The sequence below is a fragment of the Rhodococcus sp. KRD175 genome, assembly GCF_017168275.1.
GTDB lineage: Bacteria > Actinomycetota > Actinomycetes > Mycobacteriales > Mycobacteriaceae > Rhodococcoides > Rhodococcoides fascians.
Window position 1 is genome coordinate 78,552 of record NZ_JABFAQ010000011.1, and the last position, 25,688, is coordinate 104,239.

26 protein-coding genes are annotated in these 25,688 nt (G+C 62.1%); 14 read left to right on the forward strand and 12 right to left on the reverse strand.

Features of this window, described 5'->3' with window-relative positions; translation table 11 throughout:
• Positions 1-1,370 precede the first annotated feature (1,370 nt).
• Positions 1,371-2,375: a DNA cytosine methyltransferase gene (locus tag J1M81_RS16850; RefSeq protein WP_206498415.1), complete on the forward strand. Its 1,005-nt coding sequence runs from the start codon at positions 1,371-1,373 to the stop codon at positions 2,373-2,375.
• Between the two features lie 25 nt (positions 2,376-2,400).
• Here the strand turns inward: J1M81_RS16850 and J1M81_RS16855 are convergent, their stop codons facing one another.
• Both J1M81_RS16855 and J1M81_RS16860 read right to left on the reverse strand, forming a co-directional pair.
• Positions 2,401-3,318 carry a NotI family restriction endonuclease gene (locus J1M81_RS16855; RefSeq protein WP_206498416.1) on the reverse strand — a complete coding sequence of 306 codons (918 nt, stop codon included), beginning with the start codon at positions 3,316-3,318 and terminating at the stop codon, positions 2,401-2,403.
• 416 nt (positions 3,319-3,734) lie between these two features.
• Positions 3,735-4,673 carry a hypothetical protein gene (locus J1M81_RS16860; RefSeq protein WP_206498417.1) on the reverse strand — a complete coding sequence of 313 codons (939 nt, stop codon included), beginning with the start codon at positions 4,671-4,673 and terminating at the stop codon, positions 3,735-3,737.
• 173 nt (positions 4,674-4,846) lie between these two features.
• On the opposite strand from J1M81_RS16860, the gene J1M81_RS16865 reads away from it, so the two are divergent.
• The gene (locus J1M81_RS16865; RefSeq protein ID WP_206498418.1) at positions 4,847-5,620 is read left to right on the forward strand and encodes a hypothetical protein; all 774 of its coding nucleotides are present in this window, start codon (positions 4,847-4,849) and stop codon (positions 5,618-5,620) included.
• Positions 5,621-5,675: 55 nt separating this feature from the next.
• On the opposite strand, the gene J1M81_RS16870 is transcribed toward J1M81_RS16865, so the two are convergent.
• Positions 5,676-6,107, reverse strand: a complete 432-nt coding sequence (locus tag J1M81_RS16870; protein WP_206498419.1) for a GNAT family N-acetyltransferase — start codon at positions 6,105-6,107, stop codon at positions 5,676-5,678.
• Between the two features lie 31 nt (positions 6,108-6,138).
• Positions 6,139-6,741: a TetR/AcrR family transcriptional regulator gene (locus J1M81_RS16875; RefSeq protein WP_206498420.1), complete on the reverse strand. Its 603-nt coding sequence runs from the start codon at positions 6,739-6,741 to the stop codon at positions 6,139-6,141.
• Between the two features lie 159 nt (positions 6,742-6,900).
• Here J1M81_RS16875 and J1M81_RS16880 point away from each other — a divergent pair, with 159 nt between their 5' ends.
• The 3 genes from J1M81_RS16880 to J1M81_RS16890 all read left to right on the forward strand — a co-directional run bounded on the left by J1M81_RS16880 (position 6,901) and on the right by J1M81_RS16890 (position 9,741).
• Positions 6,901-8,004 carry a serine hydrolase gene (locus J1M81_RS16880; protein WP_206498421.1) on the forward strand — a complete coding sequence of 368 codons (1,104 nt, stop codon included), beginning with the start codon at positions 6,901-6,903 and terminating at the stop codon, positions 8,002-8,004.
• Complete coding sequence (locus J1M81_RS16885) at positions 8,001-8,474, forward strand: helix-turn-helix transcriptional regulator (RefSeq protein ID WP_206498422.1); 474 nt, start codon at positions 8,001-8,003, stop codon at positions 8,472-8,474. The genes J1M81_RS16880 and J1M81_RS16885 overlap by 4 nt, the downstream gene beginning before the upstream one ends.
• A 70-nt stretch (positions 8,475-8,544) precedes the next feature.
• Positions 8,545-9,741 (forward strand): DUF3089 domain-containing protein, encoded by a 1,197-nt coding sequence (locus J1M81_RS16890; RefSeq protein ID WP_308051286.1) that lies wholly within the window; start codon positions 8,545-8,547, stop codon positions 9,739-9,741.
• A gap of 13 nt (positions 9,742-9,754) precedes the next feature.
• On the opposite strand, the gene J1M81_RS16895 is transcribed toward J1M81_RS16890, so the two are convergent.
• Complete coding sequence (locus J1M81_RS16895) at positions 9,755-10,279, reverse strand: hypothetical protein (RefSeq protein WP_206498423.1); 525 nt, start codon at positions 10,277-10,279, stop codon at positions 9,755-9,757.
• Positions 10,280-10,305: 26 nt separating this feature from the next.
• The gene (locus J1M81_RS16900; protein WP_241258197.1) at positions 10,306-10,833 is read right to left on the reverse strand and encodes a hypothetical protein; all 528 of its coding nucleotides are present in this window, start codon (positions 10,831-10,833) and stop codon (positions 10,306-10,308) included.
• Between the two features lie 262 nt (positions 10,834-11,095).
• Between J1M81_RS16900 and J1M81_RS16905 the strand changes: the two genes are divergently transcribed.
• The 3 genes from J1M81_RS16905 to J1M81_RS16915 are packed head-to-tail and all read left to right on the forward strand — an operon-like array spanning position 11,096 to position 13,049.
• The gene (locus J1M81_RS16905; protein WP_206498424.1) at positions 11,096-11,767 is read left to right on the forward strand and encodes a hypothetical protein; all 672 of its coding nucleotides are present in this window, start codon (positions 11,096-11,098) and stop codon (positions 11,765-11,767) included.
• Positions 11,768-11,781: 14 nt separating this feature from the next.
• A complete protein-coding gene (locus J1M81_RS16910) occupies positions 11,782-12,417 on the forward strand; it encodes a hypothetical protein (protein WP_206498425.1) in 636 nt (211 codons plus the stop codon).
• Positions 12,417-13,049, forward strand: a complete 633-nt coding sequence (locus J1M81_RS16915) for a hypothetical protein (RefSeq protein WP_206498426.1) — start codon at positions 12,417-12,419, stop codon at positions 13,047-13,049. Before J1M81_RS16910 ends, J1M81_RS16915 begins: the two co-directional genes overlap by 1 nt.
• Here J1M81_RS16915 and J1M81_RS16920 read toward each other — a convergent pair whose 3' ends face one another.
• On the reverse strand, positions 13,050-14,975 hold the full coding sequence (locus tag J1M81_RS16920; protein ID WP_283348362.1) for an NAD(P)/FAD-dependent oxidoreductase: 1,926 nt from the start codon (positions 14,973-14,975) through the stop codon (positions 13,050-13,052).
• Positions 14,976-15,159: 184 nt separating this feature from the next.
• Between J1M81_RS16920 and J1M81_RS16925 the strand changes: the two genes are divergently transcribed.
• Genes J1M81_RS16925 through J1M81_RS16940 form a run of 4 tightly spaced genes read left to right on the forward strand, consistent with a single transcriptional unit; the run spans position 15,160 to position 19,158 of the window.
• The gene (locus J1M81_RS16925; RefSeq protein WP_027497814.1) at positions 15,160-15,822 is read left to right on the forward strand and encodes a nitroreductase family protein; all 663 of its coding nucleotides are present in this window, start codon (positions 15,160-15,162) and stop codon (positions 15,820-15,822) included.
• Between the two features lie 27 nt (positions 15,823-15,849).
• Positions 15,850-17,412: a class I adenylate-forming enzyme family protein gene (locus J1M81_RS16930; protein ID WP_206498427.1), complete on the forward strand. Its 1,563-nt coding sequence runs from the start codon at positions 15,850-15,852 to the stop codon at positions 17,410-17,412.
• The gene (locus J1M81_RS16935) at positions 17,409-18,035 is read left to right on the forward strand and encodes a TetR/AcrR family transcriptional regulator (RefSeq protein ID WP_206498428.1); all 627 of its coding nucleotides are present in this window, start codon (positions 17,409-17,411) and stop codon (positions 18,033-18,035) included. Before J1M81_RS16930 ends, J1M81_RS16935 begins: the two co-directional genes overlap by 4 nt.
• A complete protein-coding gene (locus J1M81_RS16940; RefSeq protein ID WP_206498429.1) occupies positions 18,025-19,158 on the forward strand; it encodes a serine hydrolase in 1,134 nt (377 codons plus the stop codon). The genes J1M81_RS16935 and J1M81_RS16940 overlap by 11 nt, the downstream gene beginning before the upstream one ends.
• Before the next feature lie 102 nt (positions 19,159-19,260).
• Here J1M81_RS16940 and J1M81_RS16945 read toward each other — a convergent pair whose 3' ends face one another.
• From J1M81_RS16945 to J1M81_RS16960, 4 genes are read right to left on the reverse strand one after another with little or no spacing between them, the layout of a single operon-like run.
• Entirely contained in the window at positions 19,261-20,364 is a 1,104-nt protein-coding gene (locus J1M81_RS16945; protein ID WP_206498430.1) for an LLM class flavin-dependent oxidoreductase, read from the reverse strand.
• A gap of 18 nt (positions 20,365-20,382) precedes the next feature.
• Positions 20,383-21,429 (reverse strand): ABC transporter substrate-binding protein, encoded by a 1,047-nt coding sequence (locus J1M81_RS16950; RefSeq protein ID WP_206498431.1) that lies wholly within the window; start codon positions 21,427-21,429, stop codon positions 20,383-20,385.
• A gap of 36 nt (positions 21,430-21,465) precedes the next feature.
• Complete coding sequence (locus J1M81_RS16955) at positions 21,466-22,185, reverse strand: ABC transporter ATP-binding protein (RefSeq protein WP_206498432.1); 720 nt, start codon at positions 22,183-22,185, stop codon at positions 21,466-21,468.
• A gap of 3 nt (positions 22,186-22,188) precedes the next feature.
• Positions 22,189-23,040 (reverse strand): ABC transporter permease, encoded by an 852-nt coding sequence (locus J1M81_RS16960; protein ID WP_206498508.1) that lies wholly within the window; start codon positions 23,038-23,040, stop codon positions 22,189-22,191.
• Positions 23,041-23,155: 115 nt separating this feature from the next.
• On the opposite strand from J1M81_RS16960, the gene J1M81_RS16965 reads away from it, so the two are divergent.
• On the forward strand, positions 23,156-23,686 hold the full coding sequence (locus tag J1M81_RS16965) for a GNAT family N-acetyltransferase (protein WP_206498433.1): 531 nt from the start codon (positions 23,156-23,158) through the stop codon (positions 23,684-23,686).
• Between the two features lie 116 nt (positions 23,687-23,802).
• Positions 23,803-24,870, forward strand: a complete 1,068-nt coding sequence (locus J1M81_RS16970; RefSeq protein WP_206498434.1) for a ParB/Srx family N-terminal domain-containing protein — start codon at positions 23,803-23,805, stop codon at positions 24,868-24,870.
• 29 nt (positions 24,871-24,899) lie between these two features.
• On the opposite strand, the gene J1M81_RS16975 is transcribed toward J1M81_RS16970, so the two are convergent.
• Positions 24,900-25,556, reverse strand: a complete 657-nt coding sequence (locus J1M81_RS16975; RefSeq protein ID WP_206498435.1) for a DedA family protein — start codon at positions 25,554-25,556, stop codon at positions 24,900-24,902.
• Between the last annotated feature and the right edge of the window lie 132 nt (positions 25,557-25,688).

Below are 25,688 nucleotides of genomic sequence, written 5' to 3' on the forward strand. Positions count from 1 at the left end.
GATCATGTCAGGAGACGCGGAGGAGGCCTATGCTTTTTTGATCCACGCCATAAATACGTGCCACTTGCTTGATGGACACATCGCCGGGCGGACAGACATACGATATTTAGCGAGGGAACTGAAGCGGGTCTATAACGACAATAGGGAACATGTGACCGATCTTCCGATCGGCGACAGAAAACACACTCCCAAAATTAAGGTAGCGCTTGCCGGCTGGTCCTGGCGTAGAAGCAGGTTTGAGCTCTACACTTTTCAATATAGTCCAGAGGGATCCCTGTCCATGACAGAAGTAAAGACTATTTCGACTGAACTTGGATTCCGCTGCACCTTCATGGGTGACGCTGAGAAAGAAGCCAACGCAGAGCTCAGAATTCTTCTGAGCCGCGGGCAAAGCGCGGGGCTGCTGCCGCTACCGATGCGAGGACACCCTTTCGAAGAATCTATGCAGCGTCGGATGTACTTCGATTGGGAACCCCTTGAAGTTCTACTCAAACTAATTGCGTCGAAGACCGCAAGGACGGTCGGAGGTGCGCCGCAAGTTGCACGAATATATCAGAATATCCAAGTCGAACAGTTTATATGGAGAGACGACGCCGGCCGGCTATCCTTCGGCGGCCGGCCACTACTTAGTGACGAGAGGTCCGAGAGACGCATTCTATCTGCCACAAAAAAGGCCGATGGACTGAGAGTATCGCCTGAATTTACAGATCTAAGCATACAAGCAACCCACGCGGCAGCCCAAAATGCGAAAAATTAAAATCTAGCTAACGCAAAATATAGAGAGTTTCTTCCGAGATGTTGCCGAAAAGTAGACAGTGCACTCTACTCAGCACCACCAAGAATGCAGAAATGGCGAATTCGGTTTAGAGCTACCCCCAAGCGTCAAGATCTCCTGCCCCTTACCGCGGCACCGCCGGCACGTGGAAGCTGTTCAACACCGAGATCGTGCGTCACGCCCCAAGGCCATGAGGCCGTCACCCAAGTCCATTCCGCAATCGCAGAGCCTCAATAACTCTAGAGCTATCTCAGCATGCGGATGCCAAGTTGCATTGAGGGTCTACGAACGATGACACTGCCGCCTCCTCACCTTCATCTTCACAGAGACGCCGCGGGCGCTGATGGCCACGGTCCGGACCCGTAACAGAGATCGGTCGAGTGGCCGTCCGACAGGTGCAGGTGGCCCCCGTAGCTTGGAGAGAACCATGCGACGCTGGTGGTGTCCGCGGCTAGGTCCATCGGAGTCGTACAGACGTTGTAGGCTCGTCAGGTGCCGGAAGCGGTGGTGCAGGTATAGAACGGTTGCGAGCCACCCGGTTGGGGCTACCGAGTCGTGAACAGTGCCGGGCGGTCAGGAAGATACGAGGAGCGGCGTGAGGAAATCCCTGAGGGTTGTATCGTTGTTCACTGGCGCAGGTGGGCTTGACCTTGGCTTTGAGAGAGCAGGTTGTGAGACTCTGGTAGCGGTCGACAATGACTACGAATCCTGCAAGACACTCCGATATAACCGGCCACAATGGGATGTATTCGAGGGCGATATCCGCGACTACAAGCCGAAGCACTCTAACGTTGATATTGTTATTGGAGGCCCGCCCTGCCAAGGGTTTAGCAGTGCAGGCAAGGGCGACCCAACCGATCCAAGAAACTTTCTATGGCGAGAATATTTCCGTGTTGTTGCTGCCGTAAAGCCCCGGGCAATCGTAATCGAGAACGTCTCAGGACTTCAGCACAGGCGCAATGGCGATCATTTATCCGGAATACTGTCCGCCCTTGAGGACCACGGTTATAACTTCGCGATGGGTGTATTGAACGCGGCTGACTACGGTGTACCACAGGCCAGACGCCGCCTGTTTGTTATTGGGCTTAAAGACGGCCATCCATCGCTGCCAGTTCCGTCCACAAAGGACAACCGGAAGACAGTCAGGGACGCAATCGCCGACCTGGAAGGTTTGGAAGACCAAGAATTTAACCATGTACCCCCATCACACGCCCGCCACGTTGCTGAGCGGTGGGACAATCTAGCACCCGGCGAGACAGACCCCAACTATCGTCGAGCACGACTCGACTACGACAAACCGTCACATACCATCCGGGCAGGAGGGGGATACGGCCCAAGCGGTAATCATTTGGCTGGGTTTCATCCACCCATTCACCCAACCCTACCGCGACAGCTAACGGTACGCGAAGCTGCACGGATTCAGTCCTTCCCTGACGACTGGATACTGCAGGGATCTAAAACGGCCCAGGGTCGGCAAATTGGAAATGCTGTGCCAGTACTTCTCGCCGAAGCGGTGGCAAGACACGTTGTTTCTTTACTCAAGCCAGCGCCCAAAAATTCCACCCGGGCGAGAAAAAGGCCGGTCATACCCGCTCTGTAAGAGGACATGTCGCCTCGCCAATCAGCTAAATTTTCTTCAATATTTCTTGCTCGAACGCGCCACCAGGCGGAAGATTTTGCGGAGTGATAAATGCGAGGCTCATGTCACTGGTAGAGATTGTAGTGTCAGGGAGCCGCTTCAGCGGGACGACCGCGCCGGGTAATGAAGCTGCCTCGATGTCGTGACGGTAGCGCATAAATGTGATGCTGCCGGGCTGTTTCGGTATCTGCCGGAGTCGATCTTCTCCGCCTAAGCGGAGAACGAGGCGTCGGTAGACAGATTCCGGTGTGGCGAAGTAGATCCCTGTCTTACAAAATCGTTCCGCTTGCAGCATTAAACCCTTAATGATGAGCTGGGGAAGTATTCTCTTGTTAACGTTCTCCCAGTTCATTCCAATGTTTGAGGAAACAATCTCACGGTCATCATTTAGGGCATCCAGGCTCACTTTATAACTACCCGTGGTATCGATCGTCTGAACCTCGACTGGAACAAATGAAACTAATTCACTAGTTTCATCAACTGCGACGACAGTGAAATCCACCGAATATCGGGCACCTCCTTTTATCGCCGCAGGTAGGCGTATTTCAGCAGCCCAGCCTTGGCCAAACGCGCCCGCTCGAAACTTTCCGTGCTCAGATCTAGCAGTCTTGAGGTCGCTCCCCGGAAGTAGGTTGGGTAATCCATCAGGCGCAAGAATGAGATCAAGACCAGAGAACGCCTCCTGCGCAATTTCGCGCAAAAACTCGTGGCCACGAAAGTACAAACGTTTTGGGCATACCGGCACGATTTCTTGGCTCTGATGGAGCTTTACGGAGCATACCCCTCCTGTTTTCGTGCAAGGACCATCAACAAACGGGCACCGTTTCGCATCGGCAGACTCCCGCGCAAGAACTGAGCGGTCCGCCGCGCGAAACCCAAACCATTCGTAAATTTCTCCAGCCATGCAGCTAGCCTAGTTCATCCGGTTGTTACACCCTGGCATTGGAGTTGCATACCTTGTAGGCCTTTTGGCACACGGTTCTGACGACGGCCAATGGGGGATTCGTGTTCATCGGCGGCATCGTAGCGTCCGATCGTGAGTCGCGTGCGGTCGATCGCCAAGCCTGTAGCTCACACGGTTTGCCGTGACGAAGGTATCGACATCTGCAGCTTAGGGCTTCCGCGGGGCAGCTCTCACCCTCACCCCCGTCGAAAATCGGCCAGCCTCGACGAAGCTCAGCTTGCCTGACCACACCGACCGCCGACAACGGTAATGCCTTGGGTGCAGGTCACAGTTCGCTGCCGGTCGCGGATAATTTCTGCGCACGGAACAGGACGCGTAAAATGGACGACGCCCAATCTCATCATCGAACCGACCATTTAAAACGGGAAGATAAGCTCGGCATAGTCGCGCGGCTGACTCCACAGCCTTTGGTAAAATCCTAGCAATTCGTCGACCAGCGGGTCGATGTTCGGTGATCGATAGACCATCCGACCTGGCTTCCAGCTCCACGACTTCTCGTTAATGGAATCATAGCTGTAAATGTCCCACACGATTACGACGGCGTGCACACGAGATGTGTTGCGCAGGAAGGACTCGATTGCCTCCTCTGCTTCGGCCTGAAAGGCAGGGTTGCTGGCCCACGCTTGCGGCACCTTCATAAAGATGGAGCCAATTCCGTTCGCCGGGAGTTGTCTGCGTGCGCCCCGGATCGTGTTAAGCAAGCCACCTCTCGTGTAGGGGCCGCCGTCGTGTTTGGTTTTGGCCTCGATCGACCACTTCTTGTGAGGTGGACGGAGCCAGACGTCGATATCGTAATCGTCTCCCTTGACGTTGCGCTCTCCTCGCAGGTCGATCAGCACCGGAAGAGCAAGCAAAGACTGGACTACGTCGGCCTCGAAGGCTGCGCCCTCCAGGTCTCGCCGTAACAGATTGGCACGTAGCCGGCCATAGAAATTCTCGTCCTCGAATGCAAAAAGTCTGCGGGCGAGCTCCCGCAGTCGTAGGTAGTGCTGAGACAACTCGGGTATTCCAAGCTCGCTATCCCTCCGGAGATACTCGGCTCCCTTTCCGGGCTTCCCATCGGCGTGAAACTCCGCGTTTGCCGTCACCCAGTCGCTTCCGAGATGCGCCTCGATTATGAACATGAACAGGTGTATTTCCTGGGTGAACCTAGATCTGCCGGGCATTGCCTCCTCGACGACGCGCCGAAGCCGTTCTACCTCCATCCAGCGCTGGTTCCACCGCTGCATGTCGCCCGCTTGCTCATCCGGCGTTTTCCGACGCGGTAGTGGGCGGTCCGCATCCTTGCCAATCATGCTTCGCCCCCGTATTCAGCTTTACGACGCTAGGTTGCAGACTCCGAAGTTGCTCGGTTGTAGTTCAGAACACCTTAGCTTGACGTCAGTCAATCCGGCGCTTGTTTACTGTGACTCGCACGGAGATCGAAAACGCCACCGAATGTGTCGGTACCCGATGCTTCGATGGCGGTATGTCACGACTCGACGAGGGGTTCCCGCCGCCCACGGCCTGTGTGCAGTGGTGTCAACACCGCAGCTACGACCTGCATGTGCTCGACGACGGCGTGGAGGTGGACCTCGATTGGTGGAACGGCCACCTCGACCGAGCAGGCCACGATCTTCGGCTGCGCGGTCGCAACCTCGACGGAGAAGTCGTCGAGTACGGCGGTGCCACCGTGCAGCGCAACGATCTTCAGCACGGCACCGATCTGGCTGTAGGCGACCACGATTCGCTCGGTCTTCTGTTTCTCTGCGCGGCGTGGCAGGGCAGTCACCGACACCGTAGAGCGATGAGGCGATTCCCCGACGTCATGAACCCGCACCTCAGCCGTCCCGACGAGAACCCCGTCGCCAAGACTCTCGCTGTGCTCGACAGCTGCGTCCGCAACCGCGCAGTGCCCGACCACCCGAACTCGACCTGGTCCGGCTGGCCCGACGCGCCCGGCGTCGGAATGTCTCTCATGGCGACGTTCCTGTGGGCAGTGAAGGCGTCCGTCTACGGCGGCCCGGCGCAGCTGATCGACCAGTACGGAGTCTCGACTCTCATCCACGAAGGATGGCTCGAAGACCCGTCCGTCACCGGATTCACTCGTCGCCGATACGACCGCTACGTCGAACTCATCACCGCATGGGCCACCGACATCGGCACCAGCCCCGAGCTCGTCGAAATGTGGCTCGTGCAGCGCTGGAGCGCCCGACTGAACGAAGCACGGAACGGCCGATACACCGCACCCACGTTGTTCTGAACCGCTCGAATACCATTGCAGCTCAACAGCATTAGTCAGAACTGGAGAGGGTTCATCATCCGCTCGTCACCATGCGCACGTGCGGGATTCCAGCGTCCAGGTAGTTCTCCCCCACACGAACGAATCCGAAGCGGCCGTACCACTCTTCGAGGTGCGCCTGAGCGGAGAGTTCGACGACCCCGGGATATGCCTCCTGCGCCGCCTTCACGAGTTCTCCGGCGTAGCCCTGACCCCGTGCACTGGCGGCGGTCGCGACTCGGCCGATGTGAACCGTGTCGTCGACGAGGACTCGAATGGTCGCCAGCACCTCACCGTCGTCATCCTGCATCCAGAACAACTCCGTCGTCGGAAGCAGATCCGCGCCATCGAGCTCGATGTCGTCGACGATGCCCTGCTCGTGCACGAATACCGCGACCCGAAGCGCCATGATGCGATACAGGGTGTTCTGGTCGACGCGTGCCAGCGGAGCGTGATGGAGAGTGGGCATGGGGGTCCGTTCTGTCGAAGGTAGGGCAAGGTCACCGGTCGGTGGCGGTACTGCGGTCGACCACGCTGGCGATCGTGCGCTGAGCCAGTCGTTTCTGCGTCGCCGGCGGATACGTCTCACGATCGAGTACCGCCAGGACCACGATGCCTTCCACTGAGGTAGCAATCTGCAACGCGTACTCCACGGCCTCGGCATCGGTGATGTGAGAGCCGAGGTCGGCAACGAGACCGGCTATGCGAGTGAGCCACTGACGCGTGTGGGTCTCGTGGGGGTTTCGCAGTTCGTCGTCCGCGATCGCCGCCGCCGCGAAGCCTGTGAAGATTCGGGCTTCGACAATGCGCTCGTCGTCGAGCGGAAGCACCGAGCACACAACGGCATACAGCCGCTCCGCCGCGGACTGTGTGCCACCGGCTCCGGCCTCGTCGGCCCGCGCTGCCGTGCGCTCGAACAGGGTCTGTCGCGCGTGCACCAACATCGCCGACCGGGAGCCGAAGCGGTGCATGATCAGACCGGTCGTGCAGCCCGCCCGGGTCGCGACTGCGCGCACCGTCGTCGCCTCGATTCCCAACTCCCCGATCGTGTCCCACACAGCCTGCGAAATGCGGTGCCGCGGATCGTCCGCTTCGAGTGTCACTCGTTCCCACCTCCCCTCTCGCCGTAACACTTGTTACGGACGAGCGTAACAGGTGTTACGGCGAGCCACATTCCGGGAGTCGTCGGAAGGGGTTGCCGAGACACGTCATCCGCCTTATTGTTTTTCCGTAATTACGGATGAACAACCAAGGAGCTAGAGATGCGACGCCTTACCCTGGTTTCGGCAGCCTGCGCGACGGTCCTGTTGATGAGCGGATGCGCCTCCACCGACTCGGACACCGCCGAAGCCGCCACCCCGACACCGGAGAACTGTGCACCCGTCACCTCGACCGACCTCGCCACCGAAGACGGGTGGATCGGACTGATCGATCAGGCACCCGACACCGTCGGCCTCGTGATCGACGACGGACGCGGCCGCACCGTCGAACACCGAGCCGATCAGGAGCAGGTACTCGCATCGGCGATCAAGGTGGTGCATCTCGCCGCCTACGCCCAAGCCGTCGCGAACGGCAGCATCGACCCGAACGAGCAAGTGACGCTCTCGGATTGGGAGCGCTGGTACGTACCCAACACCGACGGCGGCGCGCATCCGAACGCCCTGAATCGCTTGAGAATCGCAAACACCGGCACCAACGCAACCGACCCCAATGCCACGGTCCGCATCGACGACATCGTTACGGCCATGATTCAGGAAAGCGACAACTCTGTCCCCGACTTCCTCCGTTACAAACTCGGCGATCAAGCGATCATCGACGCAGCCGCTACCGGAGGGTGGGAGAACTTCGAGGTGCCCAGCCTGGTGACGGACATCCTGTCGCTCTACGACCCCGCCCTCGCCGCCGGTGACCGGTGGGAGACCGCGCAGAAGTGGGCATTCGACCCGCAGTTCCGCGCCCAACTGGAGGCGTCGCTGCAACCGTCCACCCCCGAGGAGCAAGCCGCCCGAGTGCAGAGCACCTTCCGTGGCGGTTCGGCCCAACAACTCAACGGAATGTATCGCGCCTTCACGGATGGAACCTTCGGCACCGCGTCGGATACCATTCTGCGCCAATTGGAATGGCAGCCCGCAGGTGACGACGTTCTCGGCGTCGGCTTCAAAGGCGGAAGCCTCGCAGGCGTGCTCACTCAGGGATTCGAGCTACGGCGGACCGACGGAACGGTGGCGACCGCAGTGTGGCTGATCGATGGTCTTTCTGCTGACAGATTCGAGCAAGCGTATGCGGACGCAGGCGTGCAGCAGCAACTCATCCTCGAGGCCATGCTCTCGTCGGACGTACTCGACCGGATAGCCTGCGTGGTGTGAGCGCAGAGTTCGAGTCGAGACTGGCAGAGCTGGAAGCCCGCGTCGCCGAACTAGAACGACGCGACGCTCCAGAGCCGCTCGATGACGCCCCGTCGACGGGCGGCATCGTCGCCTATCAGGGCGACGTGCATCTGCACGGTACTGTCCGCTGGGACATCAGCTACTCCGCCGACGCCATCGTGGACCTTCCTATTGCTTCGATGTCGGAAGTGCTTGCTGCACTGGGCCATCCGGTCCGGTTACAGATCGTGCGAACCTTGCTGCGCGGTCCGGCGAACGCCGCTGATCTCCATGCCGCGGTGGGAGTCGGCTCCTCGGGCCAGATCTACCACCATCTCAAGACGCTGAACTCGGCGAACATCGTGGAGCAGCAGGGACGCGGTGACTACCGCATTGCCGCTAAACGGGTTGTGCCGCTACTGGTTTCGATGCTTACCGCCGCCGACATCGCGGGAGACCTCGGTACCTGACCGTTACGGCCGGGTGAGGCAACACCGCAGTCTCCCGCAATCGATCGGAATGCCAGCCGTGCTAACTTTCGTGGCAGTGACACCCGTCACCAGCAGAGCACAGGGAGAAGCGGCAGTGGGACGACGCGCAACGGCAGCGATACTAGGGCTGTTTCTGATGGCGGGCGGTCTCGTCGGCACCGGCACCGCTGCGGCGCAACCCGCACCGGCCACGACGTGGCTGTGTAGCCCCGAACTCACAAGCGACCCCTGCGACCTGGGCGGCGACACCACCGACCTCGGCACCGGCACAGTGACTCCTGGCCCCGCGGCCGTGCCGGAGTCCGACAAGCCCGTCGATTGCTTTTATCTCTACCCCACCGTCACCAACGACGTCGCACTCAATGCCCCCGGCTACGCGACGCCCGAGGTGGCGTCTATCGCCAGTTTCCAGGCCGCCCGGTTCAACACCCAATGCCGAGTGTTCGCGCCGGTCTACCGCCAGACCCCGTTGGTCGGGCTACCTCTGGCACTGGTGGGTGCGGCCGGACCGTCGATAGATCTGGCGTACTCCGATGTGCGCGCCGCCTGGGACAACTACATGGCCACCGAGAACAACGGCAGAGGGGTCATCCTCATCGGCCATTCACAAGGCACGTTCATGCTCCGCAAACTGATGCGCGACACCTTCGATCAAGATGCAGCCCTACGACAGCAACTCGTCGGCGCATTTCTCATGGGCGGGAATGTCGAGACGGCCCACGGCAGCACCACTGGCGGCGACTTCACCAACATCCCTTTGTGCACCGAACAGGGCCAATTCGGTTGCGTCGTAGCATATTCCACCAACACGCTACTGCCGCCGCTGTCGACGTTCGGCAATTCGTCGCTGGATCTGTGGTCTCAGCGATGGGGCCTGCCGAGTGGCCCGCAGTATCAGGTGGCCTGCACCGATCCGGTGGCACTCAGCGGCGACGATCGGCCCGTCGGAATCACGGTGCCGAGCGCACCGTTCGCGTTCGGAATCATTTCGATTCTGTTGCAGTACTCCACGGCCCCCGAGACCGTGCCGACCTCGAATTCGACGTGGACCACCAGCCGCGGCCGAGTGGTCGGATCCTGCATTGACAGTGGCGGCTACAACCAGTACCACCTGACGTTTGTGGAACCTCAGCCGCTCAACGAGATTCCTCTGCTCGATTCGCATCTGGTCGACATGAACGTGGGCCTCGATCGACTGGTCAGCATCGCCGATCAGCAGACGACAGCGTGGCAAACTGCCCGCTGACCGTCCAGACGTGTCACGGAACGAGCAACACACCCAAGCCGGGGATGAGGGCGTTCGATTCCGGCGGGGCTTGCCACTGCTCACGATTGTGGGTGACGGTCACAACCACCGGGCCCGCCCCGGTCTGCGCAGTTACTTCGAGAGGCAAGTTGACCGGATATCTCGGCTCAGCGTTGATCGGGAGTGATGGATTCTCGAGGGCTTCCCAGTGCCGTAGATCGACCGCTCCGACGGCACCCGTGGCGAGATTGCGCCAGTTGACCGTCAGGAAACGGTAATTGAACTGGTAGTAGTACGGCCTGATCTCCGCAGCCGTGAAGCGCACCTCACCTGGCTTCTCACCTACCGTTGCCTCGATCGGAATCGTCTGAACGAGTCCGCCTGGCACCCCAGCCGGACCGAACTCCGGCCCGGTGACGACAGGAACCAGAAGCTCGGACGTCGTGGGTGCCGCCGTCGCCGCACCAACTCCTGCACCCAGAACCAATGGTACGGAGAGCGCCAGCGCAATTACTCCGCGTCGTAAAGATGTTCGCATCGTTTGCCTTTCATCCGCGATCGAATTCAGGGGACCAGCACCACGCCGGCACCGGGGAGAAGAGTGTCGAGGTACGGAGAGCCCCACTGACCGCCGTTCGAGTAGTCCTTGGTGTGCGTCACCGTCACCACGACAGGACCCGGTCCGGTGTTCGCGACCACCTCGAGGGGCAGATCTTCCCGTCCGTAGGGGCCACTCGGGGATGGTGTCGGATCGTCCTGCCAATGCCGTAGATCGGCGGCACCCGTCGCACCCGTCGCGAGGTTTCGCCAGTTCAGGTTCAGGTACCGGTAGGGATACTGATCGGCGAACGGGGCAATGTTCGCGGCCAAGAAGGTGGCCACACCGGGCTCGTCGCCCACCGTGGCTTTCATCGGAATGGTCTGGAAGAAGCCGCCGGGGACGGCTCCGGGAGCTATCTGGAAACCGGTCACGATGGGAACCTGGAGGTTTGTCACCTGAGGGGCGGCCGCTGCCGTACCCGCTCCGATCCCCAACACGAGGGGCACGGTCAGCGCCGTTGCTACTACCGCTCGCTGCAGTGACTTTCGCATACTGCGTACCTCTCGTCCCAGTCGCACAACGTGATTCCAGATCGAGTTAGATCGAGCGACAGGCGTCTCAGGTTGAACCTGAAACATCAACTGGCGGTTGAGTGTTATCTCCGTCCACACTCGCAGGCGAAATATCCGATAGTCCACCCGTATACCGATTCGTGACGGGGTCGTGACACGAACGACGTTAACAGACCATCTGGCCCGTTCGATTCATAGTTCAGAGGTGATGCACTCTGCAGCCACCGGTGAGGACGAACGAATGAGGCAAGTCCGCAACATCGTGGCCATGTGTGCCCTGGTCGCCGCTACCACGCTGACCCTCACGGCCTGCGGGTCCGAGGCACCGAACAGCACCGATGCAGCGCCCGTCACCAGCGCCGCGTCCGCGCCGTCAGCCGGCGGTGCCCCTGATGCAGGCGGCGGCACCGCTACGGACGGACCAGCGGTCGAAGCTCCCGAGGTCGTGACCCCGGCGCTGGAGCAGCCCACTGAAGCGGGACCTGCTGCCGTCCCACCCGCCCCCAACCGCGACGACGTCAACGTCGACGCACGCGACTTCGAGGTAGACGGTGGCCAGTACTTCTTCCAATCCCCCAGTGGGAATGTGTTCTGCGCATTCAATTCGTCGAATGCTCCCGGAACGATCGTGGGCTGCCAGGTCCGCTACTCGGTACCGGGCAACACCGGGCGCGAGTGCCTCAACACCGAGAACAACACCTACGGCGTGCAGATCACCCAGGACGGCACCGTCGAACAGATCTGCACCAATCAGGGAATCTTCTTCGGTGGCAATCCCGGCCCACGAGTTCTGGAATACGGCCAGGTCATCGGAGTGACGGGCAACTTCTGCCGCTCCACCGAAGCCGGCATCACCTGCTACGACGGCGACCGAGGCTTCATGATCTCCCGCGACGTCAACATCGCTTTCTGATGAAGGAGCTCCGAATGATCCGAAGAAGTGCTCTACTCGCGTCCACTGCTGCCCTCGCTTTCGCGCTGACCGCCTGCGGCGGCGACGAGGCCCCCGCGGCTGCACCGACCCCCGCCTCCAACGCCGCATCGGCAATTCCTGCTCCACCGCAAGTGACCATTGCCAACCCCCCGGTCGAGACCACGGACACCGCCACCGCACCCGAGACCGCCGATTCATCGCAGAGCAGCGCGAACCCGGTGAACAACACTGCGCCGATCACTCCCGTCGACCCGGCCCTCTACACCGCATACGGAAACGAGGTGGGATGGAAGTCGCCCTCGGGCAAGATCTACTGCAAGATCGGCTCTTCCGAATTCGGGTCCGGTTGCCAGTCTGGAGACGCTCCAGTACCGGACGGCGCAAACTGCGTCACCCCGTCGTTCACTATCGACCAACTGAGCAAAGGCTTCTACATGACGCCGGGCAAGGTGACGCCGACCTGCTTCAACCAAGGCCAATTCGGAGTCGAGAACGCGCAGACGTTGGAGTACAACACCTCCATCACGTTCAATGGGATGACGTGCTTCTCCCGCGTCGAAGCGATGGTCTGCGACGCGGGCGGCGGGCATGGCTTCGTGTTGTCGATGCAGCAGGCGACGTCCAACTGATGGCGAGACACAGCAGGCGCACCATCGTGGTCGCCGTGATGTTTACAGGCATTCTCCTGACGGGATGCAGCAGTTCGGACGAACCGACCGATGCGATGCCGTCGGTCATCCCCACGGTCGTCGCGGGCGCACCGGCGACAGCGACCGAGGCGGCACCGCAGGTGACGGCGGCTCCGCAACCAGGCGGCAGCGCATCCGAGACCGATTCTGCGACAACACCATCGGCCGACTCTGCGCCGATCACCCCCGTCGACCCGGCCCGATATGCCGCCGTCAACGACGAAGTCGGGTGGAAGTCGCCGTCGGGCAACATCTACTGCAAGCTCGGCTCCAACGCGTTCTCGTCCGGATGCCAAGCTACGGACGCACCGGTACCCGACGGCGCGGACTGCGACAAGCCACCGTTCTCGGCCGACGAGATGAGCAAGGGCTTCTTCCTGGACCCGGGCAAGGTCACCCCGATGTGCTTCAACCAAGGCGCTTTCGGGGTCGAGAACGCGCAATCGCTGGACTACAACACATCGATCTCGCACCTCGGCTACACCTGTTACTTCCGAGTCGACGCCATGGTCTGCGACGCGGGCGGCGGGCACGGTTTCGTGTTGTCGGCACAGCAGGCGACGTCCAACTGATCAGCGAGCCTCATCCCGTCGAGGCTCCATGACGAAGTCGTCCAGATCGGCCCGTCGCGTCATCTCCCAGTAGTCGACGATGCGCCACGGCAGCGTCGAAACCACCCGTCCGGCGTCGTTGCGGTACCAGTTGTCCATGCCGCCATGCGACCAGATCATCTTCGCGTGCGCCTCGTCGTGCTTGCGGACGTACTCCGCTTCGACATCGGCCTTGCACTCGATGGCTCCGATTCGCTTGTCCACCATGTCTATCAAGACATCGACGATGTAGCGCACCTGACATTCGGCGATCGTGATGTAACTGCCCCCGTGGCCCAACACCGTTCCGGGACCGCAGGTGATGAAGAAGTTCGGGAAGTCCGGGACGGTGATGCCGAGATACGCGTGCGCGTCCTCCGGGCCCCAGATATTGCGGATGGACTCACCCGATCGTCCGCGCACGTCGATCGGCGTCAACAGCTTGTGGGTTTCGAAGCCCGTCGCGAGAATCACCACATCGACCTCGGTCTCCGAACCATCGCGCGCAACAACCGAATTCGAGGTGATGGACTCGACGGCGTCGGCGATGAGGGTGACGTTGTCGCGCTTGAGCGCGGCGTACCAACCGTTGTCGAGCAACATCCGCTTGCCGAAGGGCGGGTAATCGGGAAGTGACTTCTCGATCAGATCCGGTCGGCCTTCGAGCTCGGCTTCGATGTAGCGGGTGAAGACGCGTCGATGGGCGTCGTTCATCGGGTTGATCGAGCGCTGCGGATGCTCCCACTCGGGATCGACCTGCAGCGAGCTGTGCACCCGATCGTTGAAGTTCCAGGCCAGCCTGGTCCGATACCAAAGCCGATACAGCGGAACGACGTCCATCAAGTAGTTGGCATCGTCGCCCATTTCGGTGAAGTACACGTCGCTCGACGAGACCCACTGCGGCGACCGCTGGAACACCGTCGCATGCCCCACCGTCGACGCGATGGCCGGCAGCACCTGCATGGCACTGGCCCCGGTTCCGACGATGGCGACCCGCTTGCCGGTCAGATCCAGATCGGCCGGCCAGTTCGCGGTGTGGAAGATCGGGCCGTCGAACGATTCGAGCCCGGGAATGTGGGGCACCTTCGGCCGATTGAGCTGACCGGTAGCGGTGATCACCACGTCGGCGGTCAGCGTCTCGCCGTCGACCGTCGTGACGGTCCAGCTCTGCCGCTGCGCGTCGTACTCGGCGGTCGCCACCTCTGTGTCGAATCGAATACGTTGCCGCAGATCATGTTCGGAGGCAACGTCACTGAGGTACTGCCACACCTCGTCGCGCTTGCCGAAGTGCGTGCTCCAGGCCCGCGGGGCGAAGGAGTAGGAGTACAGGTGACTGGGGGTGTCGACGCCGGCACCGGGGTAGGTGTTCTCGAACCAACCGCCACCGACGTCGGAGTTCTTCTCGAGCACGGTGTGACTGATGCCTGCCTCGTGCAACTTGATAGACGCGAGCATTCCCGAGACGCCGGCACCGATCACGATGACCGACAGATCGTTCGGTGCGGCAACCGGAGTGTCCAAGGCGGTAAAGCCCATATCCTCGGCCACCATCACACCGAACTCGGGTGGAACCTGCTCACCGACAGCCACGCTGATCATCTCGACGAGGTGCTCCGAGTCGGGTGCGGGCACCGCCATGGGCGTGCCTTCATGGAACGCGCAGATCGCGTCGAGCGCAACGGCGCGGATGCGGTCGGCCACAGCGTCGTCGAACCCGCCCGTGTCGTTGTTGTCCATACCCCGACTACGCGTGGGGCGATACGGATCGGTGAGCCACGTACGGTCGCCGGTCAACTGATAGAGCACCGCCACCAGCGCGGGCAGATTCGCCGCGGTGAGAGCGCGCGACAGCCGGTCCCGATCCACCTCATCCACGGTCTCCGCTGCCGTTGCTGCATCTGTGGACACCGGTTACCTCCTGTTGCGTGCTGCTCTATTCGACTCCGACAGCTCAACTAACCATGGTTAGGCAATTCGGCGCAAGGGATTCGTGATCTCGATATTCACAGCGTCTCGGCCCTTGACAATGTGGCCCACGCCACACAATGCTTCAGGGCACTACCTAACAGCGGACAGGCGAAGGGACACACCCATGGAACTCACCGAGGCGATGCGCACCACCGGCACCTGCAGGCGATACCTCAGCGATCCGGTTCCCGACGAGGTATTCAAAGCCGCGTTCGACGTAGCCCGCTTCGGCCCGCAGGGCGGCAACCGTCAGCCCGTGCGGTGGATCGTCGTGCGCGACGCCGCCCGCAAGCAGGCCCTCGCTGATCTCTACCTCCCGATGTGGGACGCCTACTTCGCCGGCATCACCGGCGGAACCGTCGCCGTCGGCGCACTGCCCAAGACCGTGCAGGACGCCGACTACTTCGCCCGCCACCTCCACGAGGTGCCCGCCATCGTGGTGGTCTGCGCCGCGTTGGACGGACTACACCCCACCGACCACGAACTCGGCCGACTCTCCGTCGTCGGCGGCGCGTCCATCTACCCCACCGTGCAGAACCTGTGCTTGAGCCTGCGCGATCAGGGCGTCGCCACTGCGGTGACGACGTTGCTATGCCACGAGGAGCCCGCCATCCGCGAACTGCTCGGCATCCCGGACGACTACATCACCGCCGCGCACATCGCCGTCGGATATCCCGAGAAGTCGTTCCCGCGCAAACTCACTCGCGATCCCGTCGAGCAGATCGTTGCGGCAGAGACGTTCTCGCAGCCGATGTTCGACTCCGCTGCACTCTCCCCTGCCCTCTGAACCACGTACCCATCTCAGGAGTCCGCCGTGCCCGGTACCGCCATTCACCACCGTTCCCCCATCGGTCGCGCCACCATCGGCGATCAGCTGCGTCGCCATGCGCGGAGTCAGCCGAACAAGGTCGCCTTCATCAGCTACGCGGCGGACGGCACCCGTGAGGTCACCACCTACGGCGAACTGGACTCTCTCGCAGATCAATTCGCCAACCTGCTGGTCGATCTCGGGGTGACGACGGGCGATCGCGTCGCATCGATGGCTCGTAACAGCGTCGACGTGGTGGTGGCGTATTACGGCACCCTCAAGGCCGGAGCTGCCTTCACCGGCATCAACGTGATGTATCGCGCCGCCGAGGTGAAGCATCAACTCGAACACGCGGAACCGACTGTGGTGGTGGCCGATCCGGCCTACGCCGAGATCATCTCCTCGGTGAAGCCGGACACCACCACCCTGGTGACGTTCGGCTCCGAATATGCCGCGCTGACGGTGAACACGCCGTCCACCGAGCCGAACGTCGAGATGAACGAGAACGACGTCGCGATGGTCATCTACACCTCGGGAACCGAAGCAGCTCCCAAGGGCGTCATGATCCCGCACCGCAACTTCCTCATCTCCACCGCGCCCGCGTGGAGTTGGGGTCTGCGGACGGGACCGGAAGACACCTGGTTGTTCGTCATGCCGTTCCACACCATCGCCGGACTCGGTTCGATGACCACCCTCACGCTGATGGGTGCCACCCTGGTGCTGCCCGCGACGGTCGACCCTGCTCAATCGCTGCGCATCATCGCCGCCGAGAAGATCTCCGTCATCGCGCAGACGCCGACCTTCTACCTGGCGCTGGCCCGTGACGAACAGTTCGGGCCCGAGGCCGTGAGCCAGGTACGGCGCTGCCTCACCTACGGTGGCCAGGTGTCACCGCACACGATCAGCGCCTGGGCAGCCGCTGCACCCGAGGCCATCTGGGGCACCTATTGGGGACAGTCGGAACTTTCGCAGCTCGGCTCGGTGGGCTGGTTCTCCACCCTCGACGACATCCCCGACGGCGACGCGTCGTGGATCGGAAAGCCCGTCACCCACCTCGAGATCAAGGTGGTGGACCCCGCGGGCAACGAGAGCGAGATCGGTGAATTGCTCTGCCGCACTCCATCGGTGATGCTCGGTTACTTCAAGGACCCCGAGCGCACCGCCGAGGCATTCCGCGACGACTGGGTGCATACCGGCGACATGGTGCGCATCGACGCCGACGGCAACCTGTTCTTCTACGATCGGATGAAGGACATGATCAAGTCGGGAGGGATGAACGTGTCGTCGCAGGAGGTGGAACGCACCATCCACACGCATCCGGATGTGCTGCGTGCCGCCGTCGTCGGAGTGCCCGACCCGTACTGGTCCGAGGCCGTGACCGCCTTCGTCATCGCCCGCGACGGAGTGACCGCCGACCCGGCCGCGATCATCGAGTACTGCCGCACCGAGTTGGCGTCGTACAAGGCACCGAAATCGGTACACATCGTGGCCGAATTGCCCGTCGACCCGCAGGGCAAGATCCTCAAGCGTGAACTGCGACTGTTGGCGGCGGTCGAGGAGACCGTATGACGCAGCCGGCTGAAGTGAGTCCTTTGCCCCGTCAGGTTCGGACCCGACAACGGCGAGAGGACATCGTCGCCAATGCCGCGAATATCTTTGCGCGTGAGGGTTACTCGAACGTGGGGATGCGCGATATCGCCGACGCCGTCGGCATCAAGGGTGCCAGTCTCTACCACCACTTCCCGTCCAAGGAAGACATCCTGTTCGCGATCTGCCTGACGGTCACGCAGGAGCCGGCCGAGGAGAACCTGCCGCTACTCGACGCGGCCGGAACCCCCACCGAGCGCATGTCGTCTCTGGTGCGTGCGCACCTGGTGCATCTGAATCGGCGACGAGTGGAGTACATCGTCGGCCTGCACGAGCTGGCGTCACTCACCCCCGAGCACCGCACTGTTGTCGAGGACTATCGCCGGCAGTACCAACGACGCGTCCGCGACGTGATCACCGCGGGAATGCGTAGCGGCGAATTCACCGTTCCTGATGCACGATTGGCATCGTTCGCTCTGACCGACATGCTCAACGGGATCAGCAACTGGTTCCACGACGGGGGCGAGCTGAGCATCGAGGACGTCGCCGACAACTACGTCGAACTGGCCGTTCACCGCATTCTAGGAGCAGTTCATGGCAATTGACGGTCACTGCGACCCCGAGTTCTCAGCGGTGCGTGACGCGCTCGCAGCCAACCTCGACAGCGGCGAGGAACTCGGCGCGTCCATCGTGGTCGACATCGACGGCCACACCGCCGTCGACCTGTGGGGCGGTTACCGCGATACAGAACGGCACCTGCCGTGGGAGTCGGACACGATCACCAACGTGTGGTCGACGACCAAAATGGTGACGTGCCTGGCAGCGTTGATGCTGATCGATCGTGGAGTGCTCGATCCCGATGCGCCGGTGGCGTCGTACTGGCCAGAGTTCGCAGCCGCAGGCAAGGAGAACATCCTGGTGCGGCATCTGATGTCGCACACCTCGGGCGTCTCGGGCTGGGACCGGCCGTTCGGCGAAGAGAATCTCTACGACTGGGAACTGGCAACATCGCGTCTGGCCGCGCAGGCACCATGGTGGGATTCGCGCACCACGTCGGGCTATCACGCGGTCAGTCAGGGCCACCTGATCGGAGAAGTCGTCCGCCGCATCGCCGGAAAGTCGTTGCGGCAGTTCGTCGCCGACGAGATCGCCGGGCCACTCGGTGCCGACTTCCAGATCGGTGCCGCCGAGGCCGACTGGGATCGGATCGCCGACGTCGTACCACCACCCCCACCGACCGATGATGCCGTGCCCGATCCGACGATGGTGCGTCGCAAAACATTTCTCGGACCGTTGGTGAAAGCCTCGTCTGCGAACACTCCGGCGTGGCGCGGCGCGGACATGGGCGCAGTGAACGGGCATGCCAACGCACGATCGGTCGCCAGAATCCTGTCGGTCGTCTCCCGAGGCGGCACCGTGGACGGCATACGACTGCTGAGCCCGGAAACCATCGACCTGATCTTCGAGGAGCAATCCAACGGGGTTGATCTGGCGCTGGGCATTCCTTTGCGCTTCGGTCTGGGTTTCGCTCTGCCGCAGCAAGAATCGATGCCCTACATCCCCGACGGCAAAATCTGCTTCTGGGGTGGTTGGGGCGGATCGCTCACCGTTCTGCACCCAGAATCGAAGCTGACCATCTCGTACGTGATGAACCGCATGGGGCCGGGCATCATCGGTTCGGAGCGAGCGGAGCAATACGTGCGGGCGGTGTACGACGCCCTCGTATGACGGCGGTCTCGATGATCGCGCATCACTATCATCCATTTTTCACACCATCTACTGGACAGATTTCCCAATTGCGCAGACCCGGCGCGTTCGATCCCACGTGCTCTAGCGCGCGGGAACCGTGATTCCTCGCGCGTCGAGGATGGGTCGAACACCTTCGGCAAAGTGATACGACTCCTCCAGATGCGGATATCCCGAGAGGATGAACTCGTCGAACCCTGCGTCGTGGTACTCCCCTATGAGGTTCGCGACTTCCTCGTGCGAGCCCACCAACGCGGTACCGGCACCGCCACGTACCAGGCCGACTCCGGCCCACAGGTTCGGGTAGATCTCGAGCGAGTCCTTGCTGCCCCCGTGCAACGCGGCCATCCGCCGTTGTCCCTCGGACTGCGAGGACGAATGCAGCGCGTGTGCCTGCGACACCTGGTCCTCGGGAAGCTCGTCGAGGAGCTTCTGCGCGACGGCCCAGGCCTCGTCGGACGTGTCGCGGCTGATGGTGTGCAACCGAATGCCGTAGGTGAGCTTGCGGCCCTCGGCGTCCGCGAGCGCCTGCACTTTCTCGATCTTGGTGCGGGCGTCGGCCGGGGGCTCGCCCCACGTCAGATACGTCTGGACGTGCTTCGCGGCGACCGCGAGCGCGGGATCGGACGAGCCGCCGAACCAGAACTCGGGCAACGGGTCCGGGGCCTCGGACACGCGCGCGTCAGCGACCTTGAAGAACTCGCCCTCGTGATCGACCGCCGACTCGGTCCAGATTCGGTGGACGAGACCGAGGAACTCGTCGGTGCGAGCGTAGCGCCGATCGTGGTCGATCCAATCCCCGAAACGACGCTGCTCGACGTCGTCGCCACCGGTGACGATGTTGAACAACACCCGCCCTTCCGAGAACCGCTGCAGCGTCGCCGCCTGCTGCGCCGCCAACGTGGGCGGCGTGAGACCGGGACGGAAGGCAACGAGGAACTTGAGCCTTCGAGTGCTCTGCAGTAGCGCGGCCGTGGTCAACCACGCGTCCTCGCACCATGTTCCAGTGGGAGTCAGCACCCCCTCGTAGCCGAGTCGATCCGCGGCCTGAGCAACCTCGGTGAGGTAGCGCAACGACGGACGACGAAACCCGGCAGGTTCACGGAGATTTCCGGAGGCATGGGACGCGCCGACGATGGAGCGGCCGTCGCCTGCGGTGGGAAGAAACCAGAAGATACGTGCGGTCACGGGTGAACTCCTACGTGATCAGTTGGTGGATGCGGTGGCGTCGGCGATGGCGTCGTTGTAGCGGGTGTCGACAAAGTCCTCGAACTGGTTGCCACCGGGGATGCTGCCGCTGTCGACGAAGACATCGAACAGTGTCTGCTCCGACTCGACCACTTTGTCGTCCAACGCAATTGCCGGTCGCTGACTTCGTCCTTGCGCCAATTCGCCTGCTGCCGGGTCGATGCCGACTGCTGCTGAGTACGCCGCCGCCCACTCGGCCGGATTCTTCTCGGCCCAGGCGGAGGCTTTGGCCAGGCGAACGACGAAGTCCTGCAGGGCGGTATTGGTCGCCGGATCGTCCAGTGCTTGCTGCGAGGCGATACCGAAGCCATAACCGTTGGCGACACCCTCAGCGGTTGTCAGTGTTTTGGAGCCATTCTGGACCTGCGCGATCGCGGTGAACGGATCCCAGATTGCCCAGGCATCGACCTCACCCGAGGTGAATGCCGTCAACGCATCAGCGGGCTGAAGGAACACCAACTGAACGTCGTCGGTGCTCAAGCCGGCCTTCTGTAACTGCAGCAGCACATGGCCGTGCGCGGAACTCCCCTTACCCACTGCGATCTTCTTGCCGCGCAGGTCTGCGAACGACGTGAGAGTCGAATCTGCAGGCACCAGAATCTGATCGCCACTCGCGTCGTTGGTGTAGGCGGAGACAACCTTGATGCGCGCGTTGGCCGCGACGCCGAAGACCGGCGGCGTGTTGCCCGTGACCGCGAAATCGATCTGCCCGGCCGTAGCCGCCTCCACCTGAGGTGGACCGGAAGTGAAGGTGGAGAACGCGACATCGTAGGGAGCGGAGTCGAGCTCCCCTGACGCACGTAGCAGCGCTTCGGTGCCGCCCTTCTGGTCACCGACGTCGAGGGTGACCGTTGCGAGCTGGTCGTTCGAAACGAGTTCCGGGGCTTCGGTGGTCGCGGTGTCGCTGCCACGGGAGACGCAACCTGTAAGGCCGGCGACCGCCAGAGACAGGGCGGCGAGCACACCGAGTGCGCGCAGAGAACGGGGACGAGCGTGTGGCGACATGGGTGAAAGATCCTTTTCAGGTGCCGAATTGACCGGTCAGTGAACTCCGAGAGCTCCGAGCAGGTGATGGCGAATCCGAGAGAAGCCGGGTGTTCCCCGGTCGCGGGGACGAGGCAGGTCGACTGTCACCGTGTCCGAGATCTCGCCGTTCTCGAGCACCACTACCCTGTCCCCCAACGCAATTGCCTCGTCGACATCATGGGTGACCAGTAGGATGCCGAAGCCGTGCCGTCCCCACAGATCGAGCAAAAGCGACTGCATGGTCAGCCGAGTGAGGGCGTCGAGCGCGCCGAACGGTTCGTCGAGCAGCAGCAGTTCGGGCTCCCCCACCAACGCCCGCGCCAGGGCAGCGCGCTGGGCTTGGCCACCGGACAGCGTGAGCGGCCACGCGTCCCGCTTCTCGGCGAGACCGACCTCCTCGAGGGTGGCGTCCGCGGCGACCAACGCGTCGTTACCCGTCACGCCTGCGGTGTTCAGACCGTAGGACACGTTCTGACGCACCGTCCGCCACGGAAACAGGCGGGGTTCCTGGAAGGCCACCGCCGGATTCCCTGCGACGTGCCGCTCTCCAGTGTGATCCGTCGACAGGCCGGCCAGGACGCGCAGGATCGTCGACTTTCCGGAACCGGATCGTCCGACCAACGAGACGATCTCGCCCCGCTCGATGGACAGGTCGACGCCCTTCAATACGTGGCTGGATCCGTAGAACTTGTCGATCCCGTGCAGGGTGGCGACGGACGTCGTCGTCGTTGTCATGAATCAAGCATCCAATCGGTATCGCAGGGCGCGCTTTTCGAGAATCCGGACGATGCCGTCGGTGGAGATTCCCATCAGGGCGTAGATGACAAGTCCGAAGATGATGGTGTCCAACCGCAGGAAATCTCGTGCATTGTTGATGACGTATCCGAGACCGGATTCGGCGTTGATCTGCTCTGCCACGATCAACGACAGCCACGCGATGGCCAACGACTGCCGAAGCCCCACCAACAGTTGTGGAGCGATACTCGGCAGGATGATCGTGGTGAACCGCTGACGCCACGAGAAACCGAGTACGACGGCGGTGTCGAGGAAATCACGATCGATCTGGCGTATCGCCGAGAACGTGTTCAGGTACAGGGGAAATGCGACACCCAGGGCGACCAACAGGATCTTGGGAGTCTCGCCGATCCCGAACCACAGAATGAACAGCGGGATCAGGCCGAGGTGCGGAATTGCGCGCAGCATCTGCAGCGGCGGATCGACCGTCGCCTCGGCGAGCTTGGACAGCCCGACCAGCGCACCGAGCGCCACGCCGATCAGCCCGCCCAACACGAGTCCCTGGACGACCCGGGTACCGGAAATGGCAAGGGCCTCGGCCAATTCACCGGTGCGCAGCAACTCCAGTCCCGCGTCGAAAATCAACGACGGTGCGGGAAGCACACGCTCGGAGAGAACTCCTGCAGCGCTGGCGATCTGCCACAGGATCAGCAGTGCGACGGGCGAGAGAAAGCGTAGGACGGTCCACCTGTACCGCTGCCACACCGATTGTTTCGGTGACGCGGGCGCAGGGTCGGTGTCGCTGACACGCAGGTGCACGGGCCCAGCGGGTGGGGCGTACGACGTGACGACCATGTTCACGTGCCTTCCACTTGATGACGATCAACTTCGAATCACCACCATCCGTCACGATCCGGATCGAGAACAGGGTTCGAATCAGCGTGAATCCAGGTCGGGCAGAATGGTCGTCATGACCGTCGAGCCCATTCACACCGAACGCCTGACGCTGCGTCTGTACGAACCCGACGACGCAGACCGGATTCTCGCGTACTACAGCGACCCGGAAGTCTGCCGCTACTTGCTCCACAAGGCGTGGACACAGTCCGATGCTGTTGCAGCCGTCAGCAAACGGATGAAGCGATCCGGATTGAACACCCAGGCGCTCGCCATGGTCGTCGAACACGAGGGGACGGTGGTGGGCAATGTCGAGGCATGGTTGGTGGACGGTTCCCCGGCTCTCGTCGAACTCGGCTGGACGTTCGACCCGGCCGTATCCGGTCGCGGCTACGCCACCGAGGCGGTGAACGGTTTGATCGACCACGTGTTCTCGCTACCCCAAATCCACCGAATCAGCGCACAGATGGACGGACGTAACGACGCCTCTGCACGGTTGGCCGCCCGGGTCGGGATGCGTCAGGAAGCGCATTTCCGAGCGAACTGGTGGTGCAAGGGCGAATGGACCGACACCCTCGTATACGCGATGTTGCGCGAGGATCGCTGACCGACGTGGCGCGTTCACCTCGCGACCACCTCTCGTTCGGTTCCTCGCCACCGGCCGGTGACCGGAGTGCGACAGTCTCGGGAAACTTCACTTCTCGACTCCTGGGAGTTTCACGAATGCGCACAATTCGTAGAGCAGCCTTGCTGGGCACGCTCGCGCTGGTCTCCGTCGTATCCACGTCGATGGGCAGTGTCGCTACCGCTGCGCCGGCACGGACCGCGTCGCCGCTGTGCCAGGTTGCGGAACTGCTCCCCAGCGGATCGTCATCTGGCCTCGGCTACCAATGTGCCGAAGCGGGTGAGCTTCTCGATCTGCCGATCGGTGATGTGCGAGCGACGCAACCCTCGCTCGGGTACGACGAGGTGTACTACAAGCTCGGTCGCTACACGCTCGGCAAAGACGAGATCAACAAGAAGTTCGACGACTGGTGCGAGGCCAACGGCCAGGAAGAGGCCGCCTCGGCAACGCCCGATGCGCGGCTGGACAATCCGTCGTCGTTCACCTGCACTGTCCCCGTCGGCCAGGAAACGCCCGACACCATCGCGCCCATGAAGACCGTTGTCATCGGGCCGGGCGGCGTGCCCTACCTGACCGACGGACACCACACGCTGACCTCGTTCTACGAAATGGCCGACGGTGGACCGAATCTGCACCTTCGTCTGCGGGTGGTCGCAAATCTCAGTGACCTGAGCACCGCCGACTTCTGGGCCCGAATGAAAGCCGAAAAGTGGGTGTGGAACTACGACGTCGACGGCAACGAGGTTCCGGTGGAGCAGCTTCCGTCAGGAGTAGGTCTTGCGAGTTTCCAGAACGACAAGTACCGGAGCCTGATGTACTTCGCTCGCGATATCGGCTTCACCCCCGGCACCATCCCCTTCCAGGAATTCTATTGGGGTGCATGGGTTCGCGACTCCGGAGCGGTGGACATCAGCGGTTGGGACAGCAACAACCTGGCGAGCTACCTCAGCACGGTCGACGCGGTCTCGCGCGCTCAGGTCGCGGCCCCGAAAGACGCTGTGATCGACAGTGGCCGCACCGCAGCGGAACTCGGTGCCCTGGACGCGTGGAACGACGGAAAAGCAGCCACCAAGGGTGAATTCGGTAAGCTCTCGGCACCCTTCTCGGACGCCAAGCCCGGCAAACTCGCCTACGCCTTGCAGTACAAGTCGGGACTGCCCCGGTAAGTGCAGGTCAGGTCGCCGGGCCGTCGTTCCTACAGGGCGGCCTGGCGGCGAGACCGCAACCGCAGGGCAACGAAGACTACGGCAGCAATGGCCACCGTCACGACGACGATCTTCTGCAGGATTTCCGCATACGCGTCGACCAGGTGCCAGTTCTCGCCCAGCTGATATCCCGCGGTGACGAAAATGGTGTTCCAGATCAGACTGCCGATCGTGGTGAGTAGCAGGAACTTCGCCATTCCCATCCGCTCGATCCCGGCCGGCAAGGAGATGAAGCTACGAAAGAGCGGGATCATTCGGCCGAGCAGCACTGCTTTCGAGCCATGCCTGGTGAACCACGCCTCCGAGCGGTCGAAGTCGCTGGCCTTGATCAGTGGAATGCGCGCTACCAATGCCCGCGTGCGCTCGCGTCCGATGATTGCACCCACCGCGTAGACGATCACCGCGCCCAGCACCGAGCCGAGAGTCGTCCAGAAGAGCGCGGCACCGAAGGAGAACACTCCCTGACTGGCCGAGAACCCGGCAAGTGGGAGAACGAGCTCGCTCGGAATCGGCGGAAACAGATTGTCGGCACCGACGACCACGGCCGCGCCGGGGCCACCGAGTGCATCCATGACTCCCACCGCCCAGCCTGCCAGCCCGTCGAGAGTCTCGGTTTCTGCTGCTGCGGTAATCAATATGTCGGACATGACAATTCCCCTGTTCGTCGGTGTTTCCTGTCGTGAAGGACGCTGAAAACGCTACGAACTCCGTGAATGCGGGGCATCGAGGAAAGCCGTCGCCTCTCGCGGGGCAAACCGCATGGAAATCCTGTGGTTTAC